The 12041-nt window shown below is 37.7% G+C and carries 13 protein-coding genes; 7 read left to right on the top strand and 6 right to left on the bottom strand.

The window, feature by feature from the left end; translation table 11 throughout:
* Positions 1–8 precede the first annotated feature (8 nt).
* From AXA65_RS08360 to AXA65_RS08345, 4 genes are read right to left on the bottom strand one after another with little or no spacing between them, the layout of a single operon-like run.
* A complete protein-coding gene (locus AXA65_RS08360) occupies positions 9–479 on the bottom strand; it encodes a hypothetical protein (RefSeq protein WP_131797792.1) in 471 nt (156 codons plus the stop codon).
* Between the two features lie 17 nt (positions 480–496).
* Positions 497–1726, bottom strand: a complete 1230-nt coding sequence (locus tag AXA65_RS08355; protein ID WP_063969665.1) for a PolC-type DNA polymerase III — start codon at positions 1724–1726, stop codon at positions 497–499.
* Between the two features lie 49 nt (positions 1727–1775).
* A complete protein-coding gene (locus tag AXA65_RS08350) occupies positions 1776–2396 on the bottom strand; it encodes a hypothetical protein (RefSeq protein ID WP_063969664.1) in 621 nt (206 codons plus the stop codon).
* A gap of 10 nt (positions 2397–2406) precedes the next feature.
* Complete coding sequence (locus AXA65_RS08345) at positions 2407–3939, bottom strand: helicase HerA-like domain-containing protein (protein WP_063969663.1); 1533 nt, start codon at positions 3937–3939, stop codon at positions 2407–2409.
* Between the two features lie 127 nt (positions 3940–4066).
* Between AXA65_RS08345 and AXA65_RS08340 the strand changes: the two genes are divergently transcribed.
* The 7 genes from AXA65_RS08340 to AXA65_RS08310 all read left to right on the top strand — a co-directional run bounded on the left by AXA65_RS08340 (position 4067) and on the right by AXA65_RS08310 (position 9879).
* Positions 4067–4948, top strand: coding sequence for a bestrophin family protein (locus tag AXA65_RS08340; protein WP_063969662.1), 882 nt, complete (start codon positions 4067–4069; stop codon positions 4946–4948).
* Between the two features lie 4 nt (positions 4949–4952).
* Positions 4953–5492: an RNA methyltransferase gene (locus AXA65_RS08335; RefSeq protein ID WP_063969661.1), complete on the top strand. Its 540-nt coding sequence runs from the start codon at positions 4953–4955 to the stop codon at positions 5490–5492.
* A gap of 171 nt (positions 5493–5663) precedes the next feature.
* On the top strand, positions 5664–6317 hold the full coding sequence (locus tag AXA65_RS08330; protein ID WP_063969660.1) for a CBS domain-containing protein: 654 nt from the start codon (positions 5664–5666) through the stop codon (positions 6315–6317).
* 3 nt (positions 6318–6320) lie between these two features.
* A complete protein-coding gene (locus AXA65_RS08325) occupies positions 6321–7193 on the top strand; it encodes an NAD kinase (RefSeq protein WP_063969659.1) in 873 nt (290 codons plus the stop codon).
* Positions 7194–7296: 103 nt separating this feature from the next.
* A complete protein-coding gene (gene fbaA / locus AXA65_RS08320; RefSeq protein ID WP_063969658.1) occupies positions 7297–8364 on the top strand; it encodes a class II fructose-bisphosphate aldolase in 1068 nt (355 codons plus the stop codon).
* Between the two features lie 93 nt (positions 8365–8457).
* Positions 8458–9315, top strand: coding sequence for an acetyl-CoA carboxylase, carboxyltransferase subunit beta (accD, locus tag AXA65_RS08315; protein WP_063969657.1), 858 nt, complete (start codon positions 8458–8460; stop codon positions 9313–9315).
* A 54-nt stretch (positions 9316–9369) separates the two neighbouring features.
* The gene (locus tag AXA65_RS08310) at positions 9370–9879 is read left to right on the top strand and encodes a DUF6973 domain-containing protein (RefSeq protein ID WP_063969656.1); all 510 of its coding nucleotides are present in this window, start codon (positions 9370–9372) and stop codon (positions 9877–9879) included.
* A 51-nt stretch (positions 9880–9930) separates the two neighbouring features.
* Here AXA65_RS08310 and AXA65_RS08305 read toward each other — a convergent pair whose 3' ends face one another.
* Complete coding sequence (locus AXA65_RS08305; protein ID WP_063969655.1) at positions 9931–10995, bottom strand: T9SS type A sorting domain-containing protein; 1065 nt, start codon at positions 10993–10995, stop codon at positions 9931–9933.
* Positions 10996–11230: 235 nt separating this feature from the next.
* Complete coding sequence (metQ, locus tag AXA65_RS08300; RefSeq protein WP_063969654.1) at positions 11231–12034, bottom strand: methionine ABC transporter substrate-binding lipoprotein MetQ; 804 nt, start codon at positions 12032–12034, stop codon at positions 11231–11233.
* Positions 12035–12041: the final 7 nt, after the last annotated feature.

Here is a 12041-nt window from a genome sequence, read left to right as displayed (position 1 = left end):
AAATGTTGTCAATAAATTTTATAGTTCCCGTATTCTTTTTTATACTCACTATTCAAGTTCAAATAAATCAAAGAATCAGTTTTTACTATGAATTTCGAATTATTAAATTCTGTGAAAAATTTAGAATTAGGTTTTGGATTACAATTTTTCAAAGTGGTTTTCATTGATTCGAAAGTCTCTTTTTCATTTAAAGAAAAATCGTCAATATATAAGCATTCATTAGGTCTGAGAGAATTTAATATAAGCGTATCGTTTTTCATTGACCATAAACCTTCAGAATATAATTCAGAAGTATGACCAGTTTCAGAATATTTAAATTCATTGTTTTCAAATAAAGTTAAAACCGCATTTGAATAAGGATATCTTAAAACTTTCCAATCACGCAAAAAACTAGTCTTCTTTTTAAATTTGTTTTCTTCAACTTTTGAGCAGCTAATAGCTAAACTTAGAAGAAACATTAAGTGGAAAACTGTACGCATAATATATCCTTTAGAAATCAAGCTTTCGGCAACTCCAAAACCTCAAACTCATTCCTCAAAAGCGACAATTGCAAATCATTCTGCAAATCCTGAGAGAATCTTGAAACAGGCAACATCAGCTTTTTAATTTTCTCCAAAGACTGGATCTGATGATACAAATCGTAAAATCCAAAACCTGTCAGTTTTCCGTTTTCTAAAATAAGGAAAGACTTTTCGCCCAAAGTTCTTCCGGATGAAGTCCAGATTTCGTTTCTTTTTTTAAGATTGATTTTCTGCGTGAATTCCTCAAAATTGTCTTTCAGCTCAGGTTTGGATTTGATGTAATTGATGGCTTTCAAACCTTGCGTAAAACTTTTGAATCGTAAATAAGGTTTCTCTTCCTGCTCCTTTTTGATCTTCTCAAGAATAAATTTATTATTCCTGTGAAATAATCCGAAAGGTAAAGGTTGCGTTTTGCTGATGCCTTTATTCTTCATCATCAGTTTGGCAATCAGGTCGGTTCCGGTCAATTCATAAGAAGTCAGAACTGCATCTTCCTGAATGTTCTTGTATTTTCTGGAATCTGATTCAAGGATTTTTTTAGCTGACTTATATAAATCTTCTACAACATCAGAATAGATGATTTTCCCGTCAGAATTTTGGAAATACAAGATTCCTCGTTCGTTTGGAAGGTCTTCTGTCAGCAGTTGGATTTTGTTGAGATAACCTTTAGCGTGGTTTTCTTCCTGTTGAGATTGGATGATTTCATTGGATTTATCCTTTATCATCAACAATTTGAAAAGGTCCAAAGTCGCTCTAGCATCACCACTTGCTCGGTGCGCTTCTGTCAAAGGAATTCCGATTGATTTGCAAAGCTTACTGAGTGAATAACTTTTCTCTTCCGGAATTAGTTTTTTAGCTAATGGGATTGTGTCTAAAGTATTGATATTGAAATCATAACCAAGCCGTTTGAACGATTGGCGAAGCATCCGATAATCAAAATCGATGTTATGTCCAACCAAGGTGGAATCCTGCGTGATCTCTACCACACGTTTTGCAATCTCGTGAAATTTCGGAGCAGTCAAAACCATTTTGGACGAGATTCCTGTCAACTTTTGAACAAAAGAAGAGATCTCATCTTCGGGATTCACGAGCGAGATAAATTGGTCTGTGATCTCGTGACCGTCATATCGGTAGATTGCGATCTCTATGATGCTTTCCTTCCGAAATGGTGCGCCGTTACTTTCTATATCTATTACTGAGTACATCTACATTTTTCGTTCTACAAAGTTAATTTTATTCTTGTAATCCAACATTTCATCTTAGCATACGATTATTTATCAATTCTACTTTCTCTATAGAACCAGTTGAAGAAATAGATATATTTTTCTGTCCTTTTTCGACAAAGAAGTAATAGACGCTGTTAGAATCAATCATATAAGCTTCAGCAGATTTCCCGGGATCGTAAGTGATTTTATGATTGAATGTCATGTTATTATTTTCAATTCTGTCTCTTGCGGTGATTCCAAATCCAATTCCTCCGCCTAAGAAAAAACTTGCAATCATCACTAAAAGAGAATTTAGAAATTGATTTTTAATATGATTTTTGAAATCTTGCTCTGTTGCATTTCCATTCTTAATCCAAAATTTCTTGTACACAATAGAACTGCGAACCCAATTTTTGTGACTGCTCCTCACGTGAAATCTATTATAAAGAAATAGCGCATAATTGATTGCCACAACAGCAATTAATAAAATTGGGTAACGTGTTAAATCCGCAATAGGACTCATCAAAACATCTGTAATCGAAGAAAATTTGATGAAATTAATTCCCAGCATATAGAAAAATACGCCGTCTCTCAATATTCCTAAAATGATAAGATATAAATAGCCTAGCGGCAAAAGTGTCTGTAATTTTTCTATCAGTTTATAATCCATCGGCAGTGTATTATCTTCTCTTCTTCATACTAAACATTCCCAAAATAAACTTCGCGCCTTCTCTTGCAAGGGTCGTCATAAAGGTTTTTCCAGCGCGACTTTGTATCACTTGTTCAAACATTCCAACTTCTTCTTTTGGTTGGGCTGTTCTGCCTCGCGTTGGCGTTGGAATCACGATTTGCGTATGTTCTTCGATTCTTTTGTTGAGGATTTCGTAAGCACTTTCTTTGTCGATGTTTTCCTCATATTTCCTAACGAGGTCAGAACTTCTGGTCAAATCATCAATTTCTGATGAGGTCAAAATATCCATTCTACTTTCGGGAGAGATCAAATAGGTGTGGACCAACGGTGTAGGAATTCCTTTCTCATTAAGAGCAGTCACGAAGGCTTCCCCAATTCCAAGATTTTGGATGAGTTCGCTGGCATTATAATATTCGGTCGTTGGATAATTTTCAACCGCTTTATCGATTTCCTTTTTGTCCTTTCCAGTGAAACCTCTCAAGGCGTGCTGGATTTTCAAGCCTAATTGACTCAAAATATTTTCCGGAACATCACCAGGGATTTGCGTGATGAAATAAATTCCAATCCCTTTTGATCTGATCAATTTTACCATCGTTTCAATCTGCGAAAGCAAAGTTTTTGATGCTTCATTGAAAAGCAAATGTGCTTCATCGATGAACAAAACTAACTTTGGTTTTCCGCTGTCACCTTCCTCAGGAAAAGTCATGTAGATTTCCGCAAACAATGATAAAATGAAGGTCGAAAAAAGATTCGGCTTGCTTTGTATGTCATCCACACGGAAGATATTCACCACACCTTTTCCATCTCTCGTCTGCAAAAGGTCTTCAACATCGAAACTTGGTTCGCCAAAAAAAGTGGCAGCTCCTTGTTGTTCCATCGCAACTATTGAACGTAGAATCGCGCCCAAAGATGCCGGTGCAATTGAGCCGTAATTGTCAGCCAATTCCTTTTTACCAATTGGATTATCTGTCACATATTGAAGGACTTTTTTCAAGTCACTCAAATCAACCAAAGGCAAGGCTTTGTCATCAGAATATTTGAAAACGATGGACATGATGCTTTGCTGAGTATCATTCAGACCAAGAATTTTGCTCAATAAAATTGGTCCGAATTCCAAAACCGTTGCTCTCAATTTTACACCTTTTGCGCCGGAAATGGTCATCAATTCTACCGGGAAATTCTGTGGAGAATAAGGCAAACCTGTTTTTGAATATCTTTCTTTAATATTATCATTTTCAACGCCAGATTCAGCAATTCCGGAAAGGTCACCCTTGATGTCCATTACCAAGGTTGGGATTCCTGCGTGAGACAATTGCTCTACGAAAACCTGAAGCGTTTTGGTTTTTCCGGTTCCTGTTGCACCCGCGATCAAGCCGTGTCGGTTAACGGTTTTCAGAGGAATCGAAACATTCACTTCTGTGACGATTTCGCCGTCCAGCATTCCTTTTCCCAGGATGATGTGGTCGCCTTTTGGAGTGTATTTTGAGTTGAGATCGGTTATGAATTGTTCTTTATTAGCCATCTTTTGGTTTTTCAATCCTTAAATTTAAAAATAATTTTCAGAAACGGTTTCAAAACTTGAACTAAATAGTTGGGCGATCACAAGTTTTTATTCCATATCAATTATCTTTGTGCTCAAATGCAATTGTATGCGCGCTTACAACACAAAAAACTTTCTGAAGATCCTCGTCAGTCTGCATAAAACTGATACGCTGAGTATTCTTTTCCCGACAATGCTTCTGGTGGGTCTTTATTCTTACGGCATGTATTATCTGGAAATAGAATATCTTCACCTCACTTCCAAATCTACCGTTAGCCATATTGGAATGTTGCATTCTCTGCTTGGTTTTGTCTTATCTCTGCTTTTGGTTTTCCGCACAAATACAGCTTACGACCGCTGGTGGGAAGGCCGGAAACTTTGGGGTAAACTCATGAACGACAGCCGCAACTTCATGATTAAGATGACTGGTATCCTCGATGAGAAAGATGTAAAAACGAAAAGCCAGATCGCAAGATATCTCAAGTTCTTTCCACATCTTTTGGCCACTCACCTTTCAAAGGAATCTACAAGATTGGTTTTGGATGAAGATTTTACCGATCTGAAAAAAGAGCTAAAACACCATCCGCCCGCAGAACTGATCTACCTATTGATGAAGAAACTATTTCATTTGAAAAAGGAAGGTAAGATCTCGGAAACAGAAATGCTTTTCCTTGATTCTCAATTATCAGGTTTTTTGGATGTTTGTGGCGGATGCGAAAGGATCAAGAATACGCCGATCCCTTATTCATACTCCTCATTTATCAAAAAATTCATTGTTTTCTTTGTCCTGGCATTGCCGGTTGCCAATGTGGTGAATCTGGGTGTCTTTATGATTCCGATCACGATGTTTGTCTATTATGTGCTGATGAGTTTGGAGCTGATCGCGGAAGAAATAGAAGACCCGTTCAACAACGATGAAAATGATATTCCAATGGAATCCATTGCGCAAAATATTGAAAGAAATATTGATTTAATTATAAATAAAGCCTAAAACTGTGACGAAGAAACTGAAACTCGAAGAACTTGGAAGAATTGATGTAGAAACCTTCAAAAACACACAGAAGATTCCTTTAGTGATTATTCTGGATAGTGTGAGAAGTATGCACAACGTTGGAGCGATCTTCCGGACTGGCGACGCTTTCTTGATCGAGAAAGTGGTGCTTTGCGGGATCACGCCTCAACCGCCTCACAGGGAAATTCACAAAGCGGCGCTTGGTGCGACCGAAAGCGTGGATTGGATCTATGAACAGGATATTAATATTGCTATTGAAAATCTTAAGAAAGAAAACTTCAATATTATTGGGATCGAACAAACTTCCGACAGCCAAATGATCACTGATTTTGAAATTAAATCTAATGAAAAGTACGCTTTGATCTTAGGAAATGAAGTCGATGGGATCAGTGATGAAGCTTTGCCAAATGTTGATGTTTTCTTGGAAATTCCGCAGTTGGGAACCAAACATTCTTTGAACGTAAGTGTCTGTGGAGGCATCGTGATCTGGGAGTTTGCAAAGCATCTTGGAATTAGAAAATAAAAAAACTGCAGACACAATGAAGTGTTGCAGTTTGAAATAAATCTAATAAAAAGTAAAAATGAAAGGCGACAAAGATATATTTTTTGTTCAATACAAAGCAATACTTTGTATAAAATTTCATAAAAATTTTTAAAATCTTTTGTGGCTAAGGATTTTTTGTAAATTAGCATAATGTTTATAAAAGACTACATTTCCAAAGATTACCCCGCATTCAGCAGAAAGGATTCTATCGAAGAAGCTTCTGAGGTTGCTAAAGACTTTGGCTATTCCCACGTTTTCATTGTGAGCAAAGGTGTTTTCCTTGGTGGACTCAGTCAGCCATTTTTGGAAGATAGTCCGGAAGGGAATTTGGATAGTCTCAATATTCACTACGAGCGTTTTGCCATCATAGAGGACAGCAGTATCCTCGACAGCATCAAGCTTTTCCATACTTTCAATGCGAATGTGATCCCAGTGATTTCCAAAGAGGAGAAATATTTGGGTTACATTTCCTGTGATGACATCTTCAACGAGTTTTCAAAATATCCATTGTTTTCTGAGAATGGCGCAATTCTGACGATCCAGACCACAGGTTTGCATTATTCGATGACAGAGATCACTCAGATCGTTGAAAGCAACAATGCGAAGATTTACGGCACGTTCATCAGTGCGATCAAAGAAGACAGCATAGAAATTACACTTAAAATAAGTAATGAAAATCTAAGCTCTATAGATGAAACCTTCGAAAGATATGGTTATACGGTGGTTACCAAACATTACGACGACGAGAAAGAAGAACTGTTGAAAGACCGTTTTGGGTTTTTTCAGAAATTTTTGGAGATATAATTTATGAAGGCAGCGATCTACTCTCAAAAAAAAGACCTCGATACATTTTTGTATCTCAACAAGTTCATTTCCGAATTGGCACTTAGGGATGTGTCTGTGGTGCTTCACGCGGAAATGGCGGAAAGACTTAATTTCTCTAAGGAATTTGAAACGTTTTCTTGCAAAGAGGAACTTAAAGACAAAAACGTCAATATCGTTTTCAGTTTTGGGGGCGATGGGACGATACTCAACGCTTTGACCTTCATCCAGGATTTGGAGATTCCAATTATCGGTGTCAATACGGGTCGATTAGGATTCTTGGCAAATTTCAGAAAGGACCAGATCTTTGACGAGTTGGATTCTATCATTCTCGAAAAAAATTACAACATCAGTGAAAGGTCGGTCATCAAGATCAGTACAAACAGAGAAAATAATATTGATTTCCCGTTTGCGCTGAATGACGTGAGTCTTTCACGAAAAGAAACAACATCGATGATCACGGTGGAATCTTACATCAATGACGATTTCCTCAATGTTTTCTGGGGCGATGGATTGATCGTTTCTACACCAACGGGTTCTACGGCTTATTCTTTAAGTTGTGGCGGGCCTATCATTTCTCCTGCGAATGACAATTTTGTCATCACGCCCATTGCACCACATAATTTGAATGTTCGTCCACTCATTGTAAAAGATGATGCCAAGATCAGGCTCATCGTAGAAAGCCGTGTTGAAGAATATACGCTGGCATTGGATTCACGTCTTTATCATATGGAGATAGGGAGTGAGATAACCATTGAAAAAGCTGATTTCTCTCTATTTCTAATCAAACCGAAAAAATTCAGTTTCTATGAGACCATTCGCCAAAAATTGCTTTGGGGGAATGATAAAAGGAATTAATAAAAAATATTGGTCGCAACATAAGACCGTAAAAATGAAATTTTAAATTATTAATAATTTCGTAACTTTACCGTTCAAAAAAAATCTTAAAAATATATTCAAAATGAGCAGAAAATTTCCGGCAGGAGTTGCCACTGGTTCTTTAGTAACAGAAATATTCGATTATGCCAAAGAGAAGCAATTTGCACTTCCGGCAGCTAACGTAATTGGGTCTAGTAATATCAATGCAACTTTGGAAACTGCTGCGAAACTTAACGCGCCAGTGATCATCCAGTTCTCAAATGGTGGATCGATCTTCAACGCTGGAAAAGGATTGAGTAATGAAAATCAAAGAGCTGCAGTTCTTGGAGCTGTTGCTGGAGCTAAACATATCCACACTTTGGCAGAAGCTTATGGTGCAACTGTAATTCTTCACACCGATCACTGTGCTAAAAAATTGTTACCTTGGGTAGACGGTCTTTTGGACGCAAGTGAAGAGTTCTACAAACAAAACGGAAAATCTCTTTACTCTTCTCATATGTTGGATTTCTCTGAGGAACCAATTGAAGAAAATCTAGAAGTTTCAGCAAAATATTTTGAGAGAATGAACAAAATGGGAATGACCCTTGAAATCGAATTGGGTGTAACTGGAGGAGAAGAAGACGGCGTTGATAACTCTGACGTTGATAGCTCAAAACTGTACACACAACCAGAAGAAGTAGCGCACGCTTACGAAGTTCTAAAAGCAGTTTCTGATAACTTCACCATTGCAGCAGCATTTGGAAACGTACATGGTGTTTACAAACCAGGAAACGTAAAATTGACTCCGAAAATTCTTGACAATTCTCAGAAATATGTTCAGCAAAAATTTGGAACAGGAGATAAACCAGTGAATTTCGTATTCCACGGTGGATCAGGTTCTACTTTGGAAGAGATAAGAGAAGCTATCGGTTATGGTGTTGTGAAAATGAACATCGATACAGATCTTCAATTCGGTTACACAGAAGGAATCAGAGATTATATGACTGAGAAAATCGAATATCTACGTCATCAAATCGGAAATCCAGATGGAGCAGAAGCACCGAACAAGAAATTCTACGATCCAAGAGTTTGGGTAAGAAAAGGAGAAGAAACTTATATTAAAAGATTGACTCAGGCTTTCGAAGATCTGAACAATATTAATACACTTTAAAATATAAACTCTAAATGTATTAATGTAAAAAGTATTCACGATGCTGAACTTTTACATTAATACATTTTACGTTGATACATAAATACAGGTATAATGGCATTTGATTGGTTTAAAAGGAAAGGGCAAAATATTACCACTTCTACAGAAGACAAAAAGGACGTTCCGAAAGGACTTTGGCACAAGACGCCAACTGGCAAAATAATAGAGGCTGAAGAACTCAGAGCTAACAATTTTGTGTCTCCGGAAGATGGTTTCCACGTAAGGATCGGAAGTAGAGAATACTTTGATATGCTTTTTGATGATCAGAAATTCAAAGAATTGGATGCTGATGTGGAAAGTGTCGATATTCTTAAATTCAAGGATACAAAATCTTACACAGACCGTCTGAAAGAAGTAAAGGCTAAAACCAAATTGACTGATTCCATCCGTAACGCGACTGGAAAAGTGAACGGTGTAGAAATGGTGATCTCTTGTATGGATTTCGCTTTCATCGGTGGATCTTTGGGTTCTGTGATGGGAGAGAAGATCCGTAGAGCAATTGACTATTGTATCAAACACAAATTGCCTTACATGATCATCTGCCAATCTGGTGGCGCGAGAATGCAGGAAGCAGCTTACTCTTTGATGCAGTTGGCGAAAGTTCAGGCAAAATTGGTTCAGCTTTCTGATGCTGGTCTGCCTTACATCGCTTATTTGACCGATCCAACTTTTGGTGGAATCACCGCTTCTTTTGCAATGACGGCTGATTTGATCATCGCAGAACCAAGTGCTTTGATCGGCTTCGCTGGACCAAGAGTTATTCGTGAAACCATTGGTAAAGATTTACCAGAAGGTTTCCAAACCTCTGAGTTTTTGCAGGAAAAAGGTTTTGTGGACTTCATCGTTAGGAGAACAGAGATCAAACAACAGGTTTCCAGAGCGGTAAAGCTTTTGATCCACGAATATCATTGATCAAATTATTGAACTAAAAATATACTCTCTCAAATCTGGGAGAGTTTTTTATTGATGAGATTTATAGGCATTTTTTTTCGAGCATTGAAGTCATTGACCTTTAGTAAACTATTAAAGGTTTTTTCCATTGGCATCATGCATCCGTTGTTCGCTTTTCTATACACCTATGCGAGCCTTAAAGCTTTCAAGATAGCAAAGGAATTGTATCCCAAGACCAATTCCAATAGCGGGATTGGGAATGCTTTCCGACACGCATATTGGTGCTGTATCATTATGATGTATTTCTGCAAGGTCTCCTCGCCTGAGAAGTCCTTGAAATGGTGTAAAAGACTGACAGATATGCACGAAGACCTGTTCCCGAACAAACCCTTGGAAACCAAAATGGATCTGCATAACAATCAATTGGGAATGGATTACTTTATGAGCCTTTTGCCAGGCGTTCACCGACAGTTTTTCGAGAGTAGTTTTTTTATTAAGGAGCTTCAGGAAAAGACAAAAGATGCGGTTCTAATAACTTCTGTTGATGAAGAGATTGACAGAGATATCCTGATCTATTTAGAATAAAAAAGAACGCTCAAAAGGCGTTCTTTTTCAATTATTAATTTAGTGGAAAGTTTATTTCTTGATGAATTTCTTAGTCGTCGTTTTTCCGTTCTCAAAAGTGATCTTGATGAAGTAATTGCCTTTTGTCAAACCAGAAACATCAACTGTATTTTCTTTGGTTTCAGAGATCTTCTGTCCTGTGGTGGATAGAACTTCAACAGACTTCAAAGCGTCTTCTGTGTTGATTTTGATGAATTTGTCAGCTGGATTTGGTCCAAATGAAAAATCAGTTTTTCCGAAATCGTTCACAGCCAAAGTATTGTTAGACTTGTTCACACATCTTATTGAGTAGCCGAAACTTTTTGCATCACCGCCAAAACCTGTTGTGCTGGATGCTGCAGCTCCTAGATAAACGAAACGATAAAAGTTTGGATTGGTACTGGCAGATTTTGTCCAGATGTAAGCACGAGTCCCTTCGAAAGCCCATCCCAAGTCCTTGCGAGAACCTGCGCCAGCGATTTTAAGGTTGCTTTCAAAACCTCTTACGATTCCGCCATTTGTAGCGCCGACTGGTCTGGGGAAGATATTTTCCTTTTGCATTACAACATCCCAATCAGCTTCTGAAGGCATTTCCCAGTTGTCTCCAATGGCTTTACAAGGGTCGATGCCGTTGTGTTCTGTCACTTCGGAAAGGTTCTTTGCAGACCAAGTGTCATTTTGATCAGGATTTGCAAACCAGCCTTTATAATCGGAATTCCAAGGTGTTCCTCCGCCAATGTAGAATTGAGGTGTTCCATTTCCAAGGCCAACAGGATTGTTAGGAGTTGGATAAACATCCGTTGTTTGGGAAGTTTTCAATTGGTGTCCGTCATCCCAACGGCCGTATTGGAAATAGTCTCCTCTTGCACCTTCGTCGGCAATGCTTGTCGCAACGTTTGAACTTCCAAGGTTTTGCTGAAGCCACTCGTAACAGTCGGCAGCTCTTACAGTTTTGTAGGAAACGGTTTGGTTTTGATAAGTGAGGCTTACGCAACCATTGTCACCAATATTATTACCTGCAGCTTGAGGCGTACAGTTTTGCGCATTAGTGTTTACAAAAGCTGCAAACAATCCTAAACAAAGATATTTATTAAGCATATAATTTAATTTTCTGCAAACGTGTTTATTTAGAACAAATAAAAATAGACAGATGATTTAAATCATAATCGAACAATTGGAGAGTTTTTCTTTATAGGATTGATTTATAGTTTCTTTTACTTGTTTTTTAGTTTTGATAATTTTGAAAGCATAATCGATATTTCTTTAATTAATAGAAAAATTGGCGATTCAATCTGAACCGCCAACTTAAAAAACTAGATATAAAATAGAAGTTTTACCACGCTTTCACAGCGCCTCCTTTGAAGGTCTGCTTGGCAACGGCCTCTACTTCCGGAGATTGATAGGCTTTGACGAAATTTTTGATTTTCTCGTCATTCTTGTTGTCTTCTCTTGAAACGATTAAATTGGCATAAGGCGAATCCTTGTCTTCTGTGAATAAGCCTTCTTTTTCTGGATCCAAGCCTGCCTGAGCCGCAAAATTGTTATTGATGATCGCCAGCACAACTTCTTTGTCTTCCAAAACCCTTGGTATCTGTGGCGCTTCCAATTCCAGGATTCTGAAATTTTTCGGATTTTCTGTGATGTCAGCTACTTTTGGTAATAGTCCGATTCCTTCTTTTAGTTTGATCAAACCTTGTTTTTGAAGTAACAATAATGATCTTCCGCCATTTGTAGGATCATTTGGGATGACGATGGTTTGTCCAGGCTTCAATTCTGAGATTGATTTGATCTTCTTTGAATAAGCAACAATTGGATAGACGAAAGTTTTCCCCACAACAGCCAATTTGTAACCTCGTTGTCTTGATTGTTCTTCCAGATAAGGCAAATGTTGAAACGCATTCACATCCACATCGCCTTGGCTCAAAGCTTCATTTGGAACTACATAATCGTTGAAACTTACTAATTCTACATCCAAACCATATTTTGCTTTGGCGACTTTTTTGGCTTCTTCTGCCAAACCTTGTTCAGGTCCGGATGCGATGCCAACTTTTAAAACATTTGGGTTTGAGTCTTTTTTACTGCAAGCTGATAATATGATGACAGCAAATGCTAAAGCAATTATTTTTAATTTATTCATTTTTAAT

Source organism: Chryseobacterium sp. FP211-J200, assembly GCF_001643375.1.
GTDB lineage: Bacteria > Bacteroidota > Bacteroidia > Flavobacteriales > Weeksellaceae > Epilithonimonas > Epilithonimonas ginsengisoli.
Note: the sequence above shows the minus strand (reverse complement) of the source record. Positions and strands in the feature narration are given on the sequence as shown.